Genomic DNA, 14,507 nt, shown 5'->3' with positions numbered 1-14,507 from the left:
CTCTGTCACGGTGATGTCCATCAAATCGAAAATGATGGGCACCACTTTGATGTCGCTTCTCGCCCTCGTCTACGACGGTCGCCGTGAGGCGCTTACGTACTCGATACGCCACTCCTTAATCAGCCGCCTGGCGTGGCGCATCGAGACGAACCAGTGCTCGTTCAGGCATTCATCGCGGAACCGCCCATTGAGTCTCTCGATGTAGGCATTCTCCACGATCGAACGGCGACAGTTTCTAGCCGTCCGCGAGGATGCTACCCGGACGTGCTCAACCGGGCGGCGCCCTGTTGCCTCTGACGATGGACGGACCGCATGCCGAGCCACACCTGGACGACGATCAAAAGCGCGCTGATGCCCATGAACACCGCACTGATCGGATGCTGCAGGAACACCGTCAGATCCCCTCGCGAGAGCAGCAACGCGCGGCGGAAATTCTCCTCGACCATCGGCCCGAGCACGTAGCCGAGCAGGATCGGCGCGACCGGAAACCTGAGCGCCGAGAACACCGCGCCCGCCACGCCGAACACCAGCACCTCGCCGATCTCGAACAGGCTGTTGTTGGTGCTGTACACGCCGATCGCGATGAAGAACAGCGCCGCCGGAAAGAGAAACCGGTACGGCACGCGCAACAGGCGCACCCACACGCCGATCAGTGGCACATTCAGCAGCACGAGCAGCACGTTGCCGATCCAGAAGCTCGCGATGAGCCCCCAGAACAGGTCCGCGTGTTCCGTGATGAGCCGCGGACCCGGCTGGATGCCATGAATCAGCAACGCGCCGAGAATCAGCGCCATCGTCGCGTCGCCGGGAATACCGAGACTCATGGTCGGGATGAAGTCCACCTGGGTCTTCGAATGCGACGCCGCTTCCGGGCTTGCGACACCCGCGATCTCCCCCGTGCCGAAGCGTTCGGGATGCCTCGACAGCTTGCGCTCAAGCGTATAGGCAATGAACGTCGTGATCGTCGGGCCGGTGCCCGGCATCGCGCCGAACAGCGTGCCGACGAACGTGCCGCGCAAAAGCGGCAGGAACGCTTCGCGCAACTCCGCGCAACTCGGCCGCATGTCGCGCAGACGGATGCGGGTCTTGCCGCCCACGGTCTGAATGCGGTTCACGCTGCGCAGGAATTCCGCCACGCCGAAAATGCCGAGCGCGAGCGCCACCAGTTCGACCTTGTCCGACAGTTCCACGAAGCCGAACGTGAAGCGCGAAATGCCGGTGTTCACATCCGTGCCCACTACGCCCACCAGCAGCCCCACCGCGGTCATCGCAACGCCCTTCAGCGCCGAACCGCGGCTCATCGTTGCGCCCGCCAGCAGACCCAGCAGCATGATCGAGAAGATCTCCGTGGGCCCGAATCTGAACGCGATCGACACCAGCAATGGCGAAGCAAAAATCATCACGACGATGCCGAACGATGCCGCGAAGAACGACGCAACCATCGTCAGGCCGAGCGCCGTGCCGCCGCGCCCCTGCTTCGCGAGCGGATAGCCGTCGAGACAGGTGACCGCATGCGGCGGATGACACGGCAGGTTCAGGAGGATCGCGCCGATCGCGCCGCCGTACTGCGAACCGTAGAAGATGCCCGCCAGCATCAGCACGGCCGGCACCGGGCCCATCGAATACGTAAGCGGCAACAGGATGGAGATCGCCGACAGCGCGCCCATGCCGGGCAGCACGCCGATCAGGTTGCCGACCAGCACGCCGACGAACGACCACATCAGGTTATGGATTTCCAGCGCGACGCCGAACCCTTGCCACAGGTCGGCCAGCGATTGTCCGATCATGGCGTCAGCTCCACTGGAAGAGCGGCAACTGAACCTGCAGGGCCCACCGGAAGATCACGACGGCCACCACGCACATCGCGAGCGCGAGCAGCAACGCGTCGCGCAGCGAGTTCCTGCGATCGCCCAGCGCCGCGATGAACACGGTCGCGAAGGTGGCGGGCACGAGCCCGCCGTGATTGCCGAGCACGATGAACGCAAGCACGCCGAGCAGGATGCAGATCCAGCCGCGCCATTCGGCGCGGGGACGCCCGGCGGCCGGCTGGACCGCGATCGTGGTGAACGCGATGCCGACTCCGGAGAGCGCCATCACGGCGCCCACCGCGACCGGGAAAAAACCGGGGCCCATCTCGCTCAACGTGCCGATCTCGTAGCTCGAACCCTTGAGGATCGTGCCAAGGCCGAGCAGGATCATCAGCCCGCCCGCGTAGTAGTCGCGTCGTTGTGTCGACGCCGTTGCCTGCTGTTCGATCACCGCGATGTCTCCTTTCATGTCCGTCTTGACGAGCGACCTGCCGGCCTGCGTGGGCCGCGCGTTGCTTTGTGTCGTGATCGTCCGGGTCGCTTCGACGCGTGTCCCGCGGCCGGCCATCGTGGCGGCCGACGCGGGATCTCAAGGCATTTCAGCCCCGGCGGCGCGCGCCGCGCCGCCCTCTGCATGCTTCCCCGATTGCGTCAGGCCGCATCGAAGAACTTCATCGCGAGGCCGCCGTGTGCCGCCGCCGCGCCCGCGCAGAGCGCCGCCGAAAGCAGGATCGCTTCGCTCATCTCTTCCTTCGTCACGCCCGCGGCCTTGCTCTTCTTCGCATGCGATTCGATGCAGTACGGGCAGCCGGTGGCGTGCGCAACCGCGATGGCGATCAGTTCGCGGTACTTCAGCGGGATCGCGCCGTTCTCGCGGCCGACGATGCTGTTGAGGTTCGACCATGCCTTGAACTCTTCCGGAGCGGCCTTGGCCATGTCCATGCGGTGAGCGGCATCTTCCTTGTCGTAATAGTGAGAGGTCATGCGCAGTGACTCCTGATGTATGGCTCGATTGGATGGAATGAATGGAAGGATGCGATCGCCGCGTCGCCGGCTGACCGCGATCACGAACTCAGTTTATCTATTATTTGAATGAAAATACAATACGTCATTCCGATAGTAGCTAATCTTTCTCGACCAGGTTATCGTTCACCTCACGTCAAATCCGCCCGATCCGAACCGCCCATGAGTACCGATCCGTTTATGGATGCGCTGCAGCAGATCGTGGGGCCGCACGGCCTCGTTGCCGATTCCGCCGACCGCGAACGCTTCGAGCGGGACTGGCGCGGTAACTATCCGGGCCGCGCGCGCGCCGTGGTGCGCCCGGCTAGCACCGGGGAAGTGGCGGCCGTCGTGCGGCTCTGCTCGGAGCACCACGTGCCGGTCGTGCCGCAAGGCGGCAACACCGGGCTCGCGGGCGGTTCGTCGCCGGACGATTCGGGCCTCGAAGTCGTGCTGAGCCTCACGCGCATGAACCGCGTGCGCAGCATCTCGCTTGCGGACGAAACCATCATGGTCGAAGCGGGCTGCATCCTGCAGCACGTTCAGGAAGAAGCGGCACGGCACAACCGACTGTTTCCGCTGTCGCTCGCCGCCGAGGGCACCGCGACGATCGGCGGCAATCTGTCGAGCAATGCCGGCGGCGAACAGGTGCTGCGCTACGGCAACGCGCGCGATCTCACGCTCGGGCTTGAAGTCGTGCTGCCCGACGGGCGCGTGTGGAACGGGCTGTCGCCGCTACGCAAGGACAACACCGGTTACGACCTGAAGCACCTGTTCATCGGCGGCGAGGGCACGCTCGGCGTGATCACCGCGGCGTCGCTCAAGCTGTTTCCGTTGCCGCGCCATCAGTGCACCGCATGGCTCGGTCTCGACACGCCGCGGCAGGCAATCGACGTGCTCATGCTGCTGCGCGAGACGCTTGGCGACTGCGTGACGTCGTTCGAGCTGGTGGGCCGCGCCACGCTCGATCAGGTGCTCGCGCGGATCGACGGCACCCGCGCACCGCTCGCCGAAGCGACGCCGTGGTCGGTGCTCGTCGAAGTCTCGGAGACGGCGCGCGACACGCGGCTCGATGCGCGCTTCGAAGCCGCTCTCGGCGACCTGCTCGAACGCGGATTCGTGCGCGACGCGGTAGTCGCGCAATCGTCGGAGCAGGCACATGCACTGTGGCATATCCGGGATCACGTGCCGGAGGCCCAGCGGCGCGACGGTCCGTCGATCAAGCACGATCTGTCGGTGCCGATCTCGCGCATTCCCGAATTCATCGAAACGACCGGTGCCGCGCTCGCAGCCACCTTTCCAGGCATCCGCGTGATCTGTTTCGGACACGTGGGCGACGGCAACCTGCATTACAACCAGAGCAAGCCCGCGCATCAGAGCGACGCGGAATTCCGCGCGCAGATTCCGCGCGTCCACGACATCGTGCACGAGCAGGTCGCGCGCATGCACGGCTCGATCTCGGCCGAACACGGCATCGGACGGCTGAAGCAGGACGCGCTGATGCACTACAAGAGCGCGGTCGCGCTCGACCTGATGGCGCGCGTGAAGCGCGCGATCGATCCCGACAATCTGTTCAATCCCGGCCGGCTCCTGCCCGCCGAGGCACACCATCAAGGAGACATCCGATGAGCGTTTCTGTGTTCGACATGCTGGCGTTGCAACACCTGTGGAGCACCGAGCAGCTGCGCCAGATCTTCTCGGAAGAGCAGCGCGTGCAGAAGTGGCTCGACTTCGAAGCCGCGCTCGCGAAAGCCCAGGCCGGCCTCGGCATCATTCCGCAACAGGCGGCCGATGCGATCGCGGCCAGCGCGAAGATCGAAAACATCGACATCGAGCAGATGGCGGGCGAGATCCGCCGCATCAAGCATTCGCTCGTGCCGATGCTCAAGCAGCTGCAGCAGCATGCCGGCAAGGAAGGCGAATGGGTGCACTACGGTGCGACCACGCAGGACGTGCTCGACACGGGCATGATCCTGCAGCTGAAGGACGCGCACGCAGTCTTCATGCAGGAGCTGCGCGCGATCGGCCGCGAACTCGCCCGGCTCGCCAAAACACACCGTGACACGGTGATGGTTGGCCGCACGCACGGCGTGCAGGCTTTGCCGATCACCTTCGGCCACAAGTGCGCGATCTGGCTCGACGAAGTGTCGCGCCACTATCAGCGCATGCAGGAGTGCGAGCCGCGCGTGTTCGTCGGCATGCTGGTGGGCGCGGTCGGCACGCAGGCGTCGCTCGGCCCGAAGGCGCGCGAGGTGGAAACGCGCACGCTCGAAGCGCTCGGCCTCGGCGTACCCACCATCAGCTGGGCGCCGGCGCGCGACCGCGTCACCGAATACGCGAACCTGCTGGCGATCATCGGCGCGACCATGTCGAAGATCGGCAACGAGCTCTTCAACCTGCAGCGCAACGAATTCGCGGAGATCGAGGAAGCGTTCACCGATGGCAAGCTCGCATCGTCGACGATGCCGCACAAGCGCAATCCGACCGCCGCGGAAAACGTCGCGGGACTGTCGCGCTCGCTACGCTACAACGCCGCGATGATGGTGGAAGCGATGGTGCAGGAGCATGAGCGCGACGGCATCGCATGGAAAACCGAATGGAAGGCGCTGCCGGAGTGCTGCCTGATCGCAGGCGCGATCCTTCAGCAGACCACAAAGCTGCTCGGCGGCGTGCGGGTCGACGCGGAAGCGATGGCGGTGAATCTCGACCGGATGCGCGGCTATCTGCTCACCGAGCGCGTGATGATCGAGCTGGGCGAACGTGTCGGCAAGCAGACCGCGCACCACTGGCTCTACGAGGCATCGATGCATGGCATTGCGAACAAACTGGACTTTGCCGATGCGATGCGCTCGCACTCGAGCCTCGCGGAGGTCCTGAACGAAGACGACATCGTGCGTCTGACCGATCCCGCCGGCTATCTCGGCGAAACGGGCGCCAGCATCGACCGCACGCTCGCCGCGCAACACGTGGCGGGCTGGATGGACGACTGACGCCTTCACCCTACATGAAGCCTTCAGCATGAAACTCGAAGACATCACCGCTTTCGTAGCCGTCGTCCGTTACGAATCCGTGACCGGCGCCGCCGAGGCCCTGCTCACACGACAGCCGCTCATCAGCCGGCGCGTGCAGAGCCTCGAACGCGATCTCGGCGTCACGCTGCTCGACCGGCAGACCAAGCCGCCGCGCCCCACGCCGCTCGGCCGGCGGGTGTACGAGCGCTGCGAGTCGGTGCTGCGCGAAGTGGCGTCGATCGAGGACCTGATCCGCGGCGACCCGGCGCCGGGCGGCACGCTGCGCATCGGCGTATCCGAGGTGATCGCGGAACTGGCGCTGCTCGACGCGATGCCGTCGATGATGGAAGAAAACCCGGGCCTCGCGGTGGAAATCACGTCGGGCTGGAGTACAGACATGATCGCGCGGCTGATGGACGGCGATCTGGACGGCGCGATCGTCGTGCTACCGAACACGACGCAGTTCGATCCGGGTCTCACGGCGACGCGACTCGGCGAACTGCGCATGGTGGTGGTCGCGCGCAAAGGCGCGCTGCCCGCGCACCCGCTGCATCTCGCGGATCTGGGCGGCATGGGCTGGGTGCTCAATCCGGAGGGCTGCGGTTTTCGCGAGGGTCTGCACAGCGCGTTCCACGATCGCGGCATGTCGCTGCAGGTCAATATCGGCACCTTTGGCACCGAGCAGAAGCTCGGCCTCGTCGCGCACGGCGTGGGCCTCGGTTTCGTGCCCGACTGCATGCTGGCCGCAAGTGCCTACGTCGACGATCTGCAACCCGTGGATCTCGACGACTTTTCGCCGCGTCCCTGCATCTGGCGCGTGGCGCCTGTGCGGGCCGAACGCACGCACGGTCCGATCGCACGGTTCGGCGACGGCGTGATGCGCGCGCTCGAGAACATGGTGGCGAAGGCGCTGCCGTCGGCCGCGCGGCGACGCGACGCGCGCGCGGGCGCCGATACCGCCGCGCGCGGCACGACCGGGCAGTAGCGCATGCGGTCCAGCTGCGGCCGTTCGCCAGGGCCTCAGCCGCAGCAACACACGACAAGAACGCAAAGACGGAGACAACGCACGTGAACATCAAACGCCTGCTGGGCGCCATCGGACTGGCGTGCCTGACGACGCTGCCGGTGGCCAGCCGCGCCAACGACACATGGCCGAACCAGACCATTCGCCTCGTGGTCGGCTTCCCGCCGGGCGGCGGCGGCGATCTGTACGGCCGCGCGCTCGCCGCCGCGCTTGCGCCGATCCTGCATCAGACGGTCATCGTCGAGAACCGGCCGGGCGCGGGCGGCATCATCGCAGCGGAAACCGTCGCGCATGCCAAACCGGACGGCTACACGCTGCTGCTCGCGATGAGCGGCAATCTGGCCACCGCGCCCGCGATCCGCAAGCATCTGTCGTACGAGGTGCCGGGCAGCTTCGCGCCGATCGCGCTCGTGGCCGAGGCGCCGCAAGGGCTGATGGTTTCGGCGAAATCGAAGTACAAGACTGTCGCCGACTTCATCGCGGCAGCCAAAGCCGGCAAGCTCAGCTATGCATCGACCGGCACTGGATCGGCCGCGCAGCTCGGCATGGAAATGTTCAGGCAACGCGCCGGCATCGACGTGCTGCACGTGCCGTACAAGGGCTCTGGCCCGGCCATCAACGATCTGATCGGCGGACGCGTCGATGCGTTCTTCGCGACCTACCCACCGCTGATCGGCCAGATCAAAGGCGGCCAGTTGCGCCTCCTTGCGAGCACCGCACCGAAGCGCAACGCCCAGATGCCGGACGTGCCGACCATGCAGGAAGCCGGCGTGAACATGACGCTCACGCAGTGGTACGGAGTCGCCGCGCCCGCCGGCACGCCTGCGCCGGTGGTCGCGAAGCTCGAACAGGCGACGATGCAGGCGCTCGCATCGCCGGCCATCAAACAGCTCTTCGAGCGAGAAGGCGTCGTGCCCGGCACACTCACCGGCGACGCGTTCGGCAAATACATCGTCGAGGATATCGGCCGTTACCGGCAGACAGTGGAGAACGGCCATCTGCAACTGCTTCAGTAGTGCATACAGCTTGTCGGTACAGACCTATCACAACGGAGACAGACATGCGGGAAAGCACAGGCGGCGCGCGCCGTAGCGCGTTCGCAGACGGCAACCTGACACGCTTCGCGCGCGCGTGCGCGCTCGGTATCGGCCTTCTTCTCGCGACCCTCCAGACCGCCCGCGCGGACGGCTATCCGGACGGCCCGATCAAGCTGATGGTCGGCTTTCCGCCCGGCGGAGGCGGCGACACCTACGCGCGGATCGTCGCGACCGCGCTCGCGAAGCAGCTGAACGCGCCGATCGTCGTCGAGAACCGGCCCGGCGCCGGCGGCGACATCGCGGCCGACGTGGTCGCGCATGCAAAACCCGACGGCCAGACGCTGCTGCTCGCGATGAGCGGCAACTTCTCCGTCGCGCCGGTCGTGCATCCGGAGCTGCGCTACAAGGTGCCCGGCAGCTTCGTACCGATCTCGATGGTGGTCGAGACGCCGTTCGGCCTCATGGTCAACGCGAAATCGAAGTACCAGTCGATCCAGCAGTTCATCGAGGCCGCGAAAGGCGGCAAGCTGACCTACGCGTCCACCGGCACGGGCGGCGCCGCGCAGTCGACGATGGAAATCTTCAAGTCGAAAGCACACCTGAGCGTGCTGAACATTCCGTACAGCGGTTCAGGTCCGGCGACCACCGCGCTGCTCGGCGGCCAGGTGGACAGCTTCTTCGCGCCGTACACGCCGCTCGCGGGCCAGCTGAACAGCGACGGCATGCGTCTGCTCGCCACCACCGGCGCGAAGCGCAACCCCGCGTATCCGGATGTGCCGACCTTCAAGGAACTCGGCTACGACGTCAATCCGACCCAGTGGTACGGCGTGGCCGCGCCTGCCGGTACACCGCCCGACGTGATCGCGAAGATCAATCAGGGTATCCAGGCAATTCTCAAGGAACCCGACGTTGTCAAGCAGCTGACGATGAACGGCGCGGTGCTCAACAACCTGTCAGGCGATGCGTTCACGAAGTTTGTCGAGTCCGACATCGCCGACTACCGCAGCGTGCTCAAACCGTCGAACAACTGATTTTCCGCGGGTGCACGAAAGCAGACCGTGCGCCCTCGCCCTTGTCATTCGCAAGCAACGCCACAGGAACCCCGATGCGCTTCAATACGCTGATTTCGGTCGAACAACTCGCCGACCTGTTCTCCAGCCCCGCCGACGTGCTGGTGTGCGACGGCAGTTTCGAACTGAGCAATCCGGCTGCCGGGCTCGACGCGTATCGCGCCGCGCATGTGCCCGGCGCGGCTTACCTGCATCTCGAAGACGAACTGAGCGGACCGAAGAACGGGCAGAACGGCCGTCATCCGCTGCCCACCCGCGAAGCGTTCGCGCACGCGATGGCGCGCGCCGGTGCGAGCGACACAACGCAACTGGTCTGCTACGACAGCGCGGGCGGCATGTACGCGGCGCGGCTGTGGTGGCTCGCGCGCTGGGCCGGTCATCCCGACGTCGCCTTGCTCGACGGCGGTCTGCCGGCATGGCGCACGGCGGGCAAGCCGGTGGAAACCGGTGACGGCGCGACCCGCCCGCCAGGCAACTTCACGCTGCGCGACGCGCTAGCCGGCATCGTCGATTTCGATGCCGTGCTCGCGAACGTCTCGAGCGGCGCACGCGTGGTGCTCGATGCGCGCGCGGCCGACCGCTTCCGGGGCGAGAACGAAACGCTCGACGCTGTGGGCGGCCACATTCCGAACGCGCGCAACCGTTTCTTCCGCGACAACCTCGATGCGAACGGCCGCTTCAAATCGCCGGACGCGCTCCGCGAGGAAATCGGCGCGATTGCCGGCACAGCCGATGGCGCCGCGCTGATCAGCCAGTGCGGCTCCGGCGTAACCGCCTGCCACAACCTGCTCGCGATGGAGATCGCCGGCATTCGTGGCGCCGCGCTGTATCCGGGCTCGTGGAGCGAGTGGAGCTCGCGCAGGGATGCACCGGTCGCAACGGGCGCGGCCTGAGCGTCCGACGTACATCACGTACGGCGCGCGGAACGACGGCCGCGTGTCCGCGTCCGCCTTCGTCACGGAGACCGCGATGAAGATCGCCATTCTCGACGACTATCAGAACGCCATCCGCAAGCTCGACTGTTTCCGTCTGCTCGACGGACACGACGTCGACGTGCTGACCGACACCGTCAAGGATGTCGACGCCCTGGCCGCGCGCATCGCCGATGCCGAAGCGCTGGTGCTGATCCGCGAGCGCACGCCGGTCACGCGCGCGCTGCTCGAACGGCTGCCGCGCCTGCGCTTCATCGCGCAGACCGGCAAAGCGAGCGCGCACATCGATCTCGACGCCGCGGCGGACATGGGCATTCCCGTGACCGAGAGCCGCTTTTCGGGCATTGCAACCGCCGAACTGGTGTGGGGGCTGATTCTCGCGGCGATGAGGCGCATTCCGCAATACGCGGCACACCTGAAGACTGGCCAGTGGCAGACGAGCGGTCTCGAAGACGCCGCCGCGCCGTATGGCCATGGGCTCGGCGTCGCGCTCCAGAACAGGACGCTCGGCATCTGGGGCTATGGGCGCATCGGCCAGCGTCTTGCACGCTATGCGACGGCGTTCGACATGAAGGTGCTGGTCTGGAGCCGTCCGGCTTCGCTCGCGCTCGCCGCGGAGCATGGGCATCAGCTCGCCGATGGTCCGTTCGATCTGTTCGCGCACGCCGACGTGCTGACGCTGCAGGTCCGGCAGAACGCCGGCACCCGAGGCATGGTCACGCTCGAGCATCTGCTCGCGATGCGTCCCGACGCGCTCTTCGTCAACACGAGTCGCGCCGGCCTCGTCCAACCCGGCGCGCTGCGCGAAGCCCTTGCGCAAGGACGCCCCGGCATGGCCGCGCTCGACGTGTTCGACGAAGAACCGCTCGGCTCGAACGAGCCCCTGCTGGAAATGCCGAACGTCGTATGCACGCCGCATCTCGGCTACGTGGAAAAGGACAACTACGAAACGCTGTTCGAAGCCGCATTCCAGGATGTGCTCGCGTGGCAGGCCGGCGCGCCGCACAACGTTGTCAACCCCGAGGCGCTCGCGCGGCAACGTCCGGCGTCCCATTCGCCCTTTCGGGCATGAACACTGCCATCCATGGAGCCTGTCATGAGCGAAGCCGGTCCCGCGTCGTCCATCCGCTATCCGCTGACGCGCGAACTCGCCGACACCTGTCTCGCGCGCGCCCGCGCGCCGCTGCCCGCCGAAGTCAATGAGACCGCGCGGCACACGCTGCTCGACTGGCTCGGCACCACGATTTCGGGCTGGGCCGATCCGTCGGTCGCGATGCTCGAAGAGACGATTCGCGAAGACGCCGCAGCGCCGCGCGCGACGCTGCTGGGCAGCGGCTTTCGCACCAGCGTCCGCGATGCCGCGCTCGTCAACGGCATGGCCTCTCACGTGCTCGATTTCGACGACGTGCATCTGGGTTCGCGCGTGCATCCGTCGGTGCCGCTCTGGTCGGCGATTCTCGCGATCTGCGAACGCGACGGCCTGAATGGCCAGCGTGCGCTGTCCGCCTTCGTCGCGGGCGTCGAGATGCAAAGCCGCATCGCACTGGTGATGGGCGAGGAGCATTACCGGCGCGGCTGGCACAACACCGCGACGTTCGGCATGTTCGGCGCGACACTCGCCTGTGCCGCCCTGCTCGATCTCACGTTCGAACAGACGCAGCACGCGCTCGGCATCTGCGCGACGCAGGCGGCCGGCTTGCGCGCCGCGTTCGGCACGATGTGCAAGCCGCTGCATGCGGGCCATGCAGCGTCCACGGGTGTGCTGGCCGCGAGCCTCGCGAAACGCGGCTTTACCAGCCGGACAGATATGCTCGAATGCGACGCGGGCTTCGTCGAACTGTATGCGGGCGCGCGCAGCAACGAGGCAATCGCCGCGTCGCTCGCGGGAGCGCCCGACTATCAGGCGCGTACGATCCTCTTCAAGTACAACGCATCGTGCTACGGCACCCAGGGGCCCATCGAGGCGTGCAAGCTGCTGCGCCAGCAACTTGGTGATCGTCTCGATGCGATCGAGGCCATCGATATCCGCGTCGAGCCGCAATACCTGTCGGTGTGCTGCATTGCTGAACCGGTCACGGGACTCGAGGCGAAATTCAGCATCGCGCAGATGGCAGCTCTCACGCTTGCCGGCTGGAGCACCGTTGATGCGAACTCGTATTCCGCTCAGGCACTGGACGATCCGCTGATCCTGGCGCTACGCCAGCGCGTGACGATCACGCCGAATCCCCGGCAGCCGCGCGCCAGCACCGACGTCGCGCTCGTGCTCAAGGACGGCACCCGTCTCGCGCAGCATGTCGATACGAGCAAGCCCGAAAGCGATCTTGCGCGCCAGGCGAAACAGTTGCGCGCGAAGGCTACGTCGCTGCTCCGCGAGCGGCTGGTGGACGCGCAGGTCGAACCGATCGTGCAGACCGTACTGCGCTTCGACGACGTGGCAAACGTGCGTGACTTCATCGCCACCGTGACCGCGGCGCTTCGTATCGCGCGCTTAACGACGTGAGATGCATCGAAGGAGACAAACATGATTTTCAGGCAGCTGTTCGACCGCACGTCCAGCACGTACACCTATCTGCTCGCGTCGAGGCCGGGCGGTGAAGCGCTGATCATCGACCCGGTGAAGGATCATCTCGATCAGTATCTCAAGCTGGTCCACGAGCTCGACGTCCAACTGGTACACGCGATCGACACGCACACGCACGCCGATCACGTCACCGCACTGGGCGATCTGCGCGACGCGGTGAGTTGCACGACGCTGATGGGCGAACGAACGCGCGCGTCGTGCGTGAGTCGTCACGTGAGCGACGGCGAGCACATCAGCGTCGACGGCATCGAACTGCAGGCGCTCTACACACCTGGTCACACCGACGAATCATTCGGGTGGAGTTTGTGCGCGTCACGTGGGCAGCCGGATCAAGCATGACACCCCCTTCAGGCGTCCTCCACTCGTCGCCATCCCGACTCTTTGTCCTCACCAAAGCTACGCAGAACGTCGACGGCAACAGTGCTGCAATTCGCCAGCCTCACCAGAATCCCGTTGATGTCGCGACCCTGCGGCGCTTTCTGTTGGGACGCCGTTTGCCAATGGCGCGGACGCTCGCGAGGCTCCTGTGGAGTACGACAACAGATTGGTGGCGTCTGACCTGTCGAATCCCGAGGACGGTGTTCGGCGCACTGCCGGAGGATGGGGAAAGAAAGGCATTTCCTGACCTGGAGGCAGCGCAGGACTCGCAAATGCAGCGGGCCGCATCGCCTGGCGCGAAAGGGAACGGACGGTTGTGATGACTGCGAATTCGAACAGACCGTCTGGCAAACACGCCACGCCACACCAGCTGTTGAGATCGCGCATCTGTTCGCGCAACCGGTCGATCTTCTCGCGCAGACGTTCGGTCTTCGCTTCTACCTCGACCGGCTGCGTCCGGTCCGCTGTATCCAGCGCGTCCAGGTAGCGCTGGATGCTTTGCCCGATCTGCTCCTGTCGCCTCGCAATCTTGTTCGGTGTGAAGTTCTGGTCGCGGCTGTTCACAGCCTTGAACTTGCTACCGTCAATGGCGACGGCTGCCTGCGTGAAGAGCTTAAGATCCCGGCATATGCTCACGAAGCGTCGGCATACGTTGCGGATACCTGTGACGGAAGCGGTGACGAGGCTGGCATGCGAACTCAACCAGCAACTCGGCCGGCTCAGAACCGGTTCCTCATGCGAAGGTTACGCAAGAAACGCGGCCGAACACTAGAAGGCCGCATCAGCGACGCCGCCTGGCAGTTCCCGGTCAGTACCGCTTTTTCGGCGGCAACGATCGCTTGATCTCCTTGCGCAGGCGAGCCACTGCAGCAGCCTTTTTGCGCTTGCGTTCTGCAGTCGGTTTTTCATAGGCTGTCCGGGCACGAAGTTCCGGAATCAAGCCAGTGCGCTCGATCGCGCGACGGAAACGGCGTAATGCAATTTCCACGGGTTCGTCAGGTTTCAGAACTACGGTAGTCAATTTTTTCCTCGGTCAGGATCGCAGCGATGGCGAATGCTCATGTGGATGTACACGCAGGCGTCGTGGAACCGGCAAGACTCTCAGCCGATGCCCGTGTATCGCGCAGTCAACGACGGCGAAACACGGCTCTTTGTACTGCGCCCCCGCTGCGCTCATCCTTATGTCGAAAATTGATCCTTCCTTTCGTCAGGTCGTACACCGACAGTTCCAGTGTGACCCGATCGCCCGCCAGGATCCGAATGTGATTCTTGCGAATACGGCCGGACGCGTACGCCCCCACCACCACGCCGTTGTCGAGCGTGACGCGGTAGCGGCTATCTGGCAGCACTTCGTCAACGATACCGTCGAGTTCCAGCAGTTCTTCTTTGGCCATTCAAGGTTCCTGATTATTGAGACTTACGTAAGTCATGACATCACCACAGCTCGGCTTGTTTCCAACATGCGACGATGATCGATTTGCGCTTCTGGCCGCTCTTGAGCTTATTGCGAGCGGTGTACTTCAGTTCAGCGAGGTCGTCAGGACAGAAGTTGGCCAAGGCGTGCCGCTTAAGAAGCCTTAACAAAATGATGCCTGGGGCTGTTTACTTTCGATCGTTCCTGTTAACCTTTCCGTTGTTTCGACTGCGAAAGGGACATGGCCAAA

Annotated in this window: 14 protein-coding genes and 3 pseudogenes; 9 read left to right on the top strand and 8 right to left on the bottom strand. The window is 65.1% G+C overall.

All coding sequences use genetic code 11. From position 1 onward, the window contains the following. Positions 1–96: 96 nt before the first annotated feature. From DVS29_RS37545 to DVS29_RS36175, 4 genes and pseudogenes are all read right to left on the bottom strand, one after another. Positions 97–213: pseudogene (locus DVS29_RS37545) on the bottom strand (integrase core domain-containing protein); the annotation flags it as partial. Positions 214–254: 41 nt separating this feature from the next. Continuing rightward, positions 255–1,787 (bottom strand): tripartite tricarboxylate transporter permease, encoded by a 1,533-nt coding sequence (locus DVS29_RS36185; RefSeq protein WP_118186071.1) that lies wholly within the window; start codon positions 1,785–1,787, stop codon positions 255–257. A gap of 4 nt (positions 1,788–1,791) precedes the next feature. Beyond that, the gene (locus tag DVS29_RS36180; RefSeq protein ID WP_118186078.1) at positions 1,792–2,277 is read right to left on the bottom strand and encodes a tripartite tricarboxylate transporter TctB family protein; all 486 of its coding nucleotides are present in this window, start codon (positions 2,275–2,277) and stop codon (positions 1,792–1,794) included. Positions 2,278–2,459: 182 nt separating this feature from the next. Next, positions 2,460–2,792, bottom strand: coding sequence for a carboxymuconolactone decarboxylase family protein (locus DVS29_RS36175; RefSeq protein WP_118186069.1), 333 nt, complete (start codon positions 2,790–2,792; stop codon positions 2,460–2,462). Between the two features lie 201 nt (positions 2,793–2,993). Between DVS29_RS36175 and DVS29_RS36170 the strand changes: the two genes are divergently transcribed. From DVS29_RS36170 to DVS29_RS36130, 9 genes are all read left to right on the top strand, one after another. After that, positions 2,994–4,439 (top strand): FAD-binding oxidoreductase, encoded by a 1,446-nt coding sequence (locus DVS29_RS36170; protein WP_118186067.1) that lies wholly within the window; start codon positions 2,994–2,996, stop codon positions 4,437–4,439. Beyond that, positions 4,436–5,800 (top strand): adenylosuccinate lyase, encoded by a 1,365-nt coding sequence (purB, locus tag DVS29_RS36165; RefSeq protein ID WP_118186065.1) that lies wholly within the window; start codon positions 4,436–4,438, stop codon positions 5,798–5,800. Before DVS29_RS36170 ends, purB begins: the two co-directional genes overlap by 4 nt. Positions 5,801–5,828: 28 nt before the next feature. Next, entirely contained in the window at positions 5,829–6,806 is a 978-nt protein-coding gene (locus DVS29_RS36160; protein ID WP_118186064.1) for a LysR family transcriptional regulator, read from the top strand. Between the two features lie 83 nt (positions 6,807–6,889). Beyond that, positions 6,890–7,861, top strand: a complete 972-nt coding sequence (locus DVS29_RS36155) for a Bug family tripartite tricarboxylate transporter substrate binding protein (RefSeq protein ID WP_118186061.1) — start codon at positions 6,890–6,892, stop codon at positions 7,859–7,861. A gap of 44 nt (positions 7,862–7,905) precedes the next feature. Beyond that, on the top strand, positions 7,906–8,913 hold the full coding sequence (locus DVS29_RS36150; RefSeq protein ID WP_118186059.1) for a Bug family tripartite tricarboxylate transporter substrate binding protein: 1,008 nt from the start codon (positions 7,906–7,908) through the stop codon (positions 8,911–8,913). 74 nt (positions 8,914–8,987) lie between these two features. Further along, a complete protein-coding gene (locus DVS29_RS36145; protein WP_118186057.1) occupies positions 8,988–9,845 on the top strand; it encodes a sulfurtransferase in 858 nt (285 codons plus the stop codon). 76 nt (positions 9,846–9,921) lie between these two features. Next, a complete protein-coding gene (locus tag DVS29_RS36140) occupies positions 9,922–10,956 on the top strand; it encodes a D-2-hydroxyacid dehydrogenase family protein (RefSeq protein ID WP_118186076.1) in 1,035 nt (344 codons plus the stop codon). Positions 10,957–10,980: 24 nt separating this feature from the next. Further along, complete coding sequence (locus DVS29_RS36135) at positions 10,981–12,384, top strand: MmgE/PrpD family protein (RefSeq protein ID WP_164708080.1); 1,404 nt, start codon at positions 10,981–10,983, stop codon at positions 12,382–12,384. A 21-nt stretch (positions 12,385–12,405) separates the two neighbouring features. Next, positions 12,406–12,804, top strand: coding sequence for an MBL fold metallo-hydrolase (locus DVS29_RS36130; protein WP_240655987.1), 399 nt, complete (start codon positions 12,406–12,408; stop codon positions 12,802–12,804). Positions 12,805–13,218: 414 nt separating this feature from the next. Here the strand turns inward: DVS29_RS36130 and DVS29_RS36125 are convergent. The 4 genes and pseudogenes from DVS29_RS36125 to DVS29_RS36110 form a co-directional block, all read right to left on the bottom strand. Next, a pseudogene (locus tag DVS29_RS36125) lies at positions 13,219–13,503 on the bottom strand (IS5/IS1182 family transposase); the annotation flags it as partial. A gap of 148 nt (positions 13,504–13,651) precedes the next feature. After that, positions 13,652–13,864, bottom strand: a complete 213-nt coding sequence (gene rpsU, locus DVS29_RS36120; RefSeq protein ID WP_118186052.1) for a 30S ribosomal protein S21 — start codon at positions 13,862–13,864, stop codon at positions 13,652–13,654. Between the two features lie 106 nt (positions 13,865–13,970). Further along, positions 13,971–14,237, bottom strand: a complete 267-nt coding sequence (gene infA / locus DVS29_RS36115; protein ID WP_118186050.1) for a translation initiation factor IF-1 — start codon at positions 14,235–14,237, stop codon at positions 13,971–13,973. A gap of 40 nt (positions 14,238–14,277) precedes the next feature. Then, a pseudogene (locus DVS29_RS36110) lies at positions 14,278–14,415 on the bottom strand (IS630-like element ISCARN39 family transposase); the annotation flags it as partial. Positions 14,416–14,507 lie beyond the last annotated feature (92 nt).

This window comes from Paraburkholderia phosphatilytica, assembly GCF_003443895.1.
Lineage (GTDB): Bacteria > Pseudomonadota > Gammaproteobacteria > Burkholderiales > Burkholderiaceae > Paraburkholderia > Paraburkholderia phosphatilytica.
Note: the sequence above shows the minus strand (reverse complement) of the source record. Positions and strands in the feature narration are given on the sequence as shown.

Excerpts from the sequence above, each read along its gene's own strand:
- purB (WP_118186065.1), top strand. The coding sequence starts at position 4,436 with ATGAGCGTTTCTGTGTTCGACATGCTGGCGTTGCAACACCTGTGGAGC.
- DVS29_RS36140 (WP_118186076.1), top strand. The coding sequence starts at position 9,922 with ATGAAGATCGCCATTCTCGACGACTATCAGAACGCCATCCGCAAGCTC.
- DVS29_RS36150 (WP_118186059.1), top strand. The coding sequence starts at position 7,906 with ATGCGGGAAAGCACAGGCGGCGCGCGCCGTAGCGCGTTCGCAGACGGC.
- DVS29_RS36135 (WP_164708080.1), top strand. The coding sequence starts at position 10,981 with ATGAGCGAAGCCGGTCCCGCGTCGTCCATCCGCTATCCGCTGACGCGC.
- infA (WP_118186050.1), bottom strand. The coding sequence starts at position 14,237 with ATGGCCAAAGAAGAACTGCTGGAACTCGACGGTATCGTTGACGAAGTG.
- DVS29_RS36175 (WP_118186069.1), bottom strand. The coding sequence starts at position 2,792 with ATGACCTCTCACTATTACGACAAGGAAGATGCCGCTCACCGCATGGAC.
- DVS29_RS36170 (WP_118186067.1), top strand. The coding sequence starts at position 2,994 with ATGAGTACCGATCCGTTTATGGATGCGCTGCAGCAGATCGTGGGGCCG.
- DVS29_RS36160 (WP_118186064.1), top strand. The coding sequence starts at position 5,829 with ATGAAACTCGAAGACATCACCGCTTTCGTAGCCGTCGTCCGTTACGAA.
- DVS29_RS36130 (WP_240655987.1), top strand. The coding sequence starts at position 12,406 with ATGATTTTCAGGCAGCTGTTCGACCGCACGTCCAGCACGTACACCTAT.
- DVS29_RS36180 (WP_118186078.1), bottom strand. The coding sequence starts at position 2,277 with ATGAAAGGAGACATCGCGGTGATCGAACAGCAGGCAACGGCGTCGACA.
- DVS29_RS36185 (WP_118186071.1), bottom strand. The coding sequence starts at position 1,787 with ATGATCGGACAATCGCTGGCCGACCTGTGGCAAGGGTTCGGCGTCGCG.
- DVS29_RS36145 (WP_118186057.1), top strand. The coding sequence starts at position 8,988 with ATGCGCTTCAATACGCTGATTTCGGTCGAACAACTCGCCGACCTGTTC.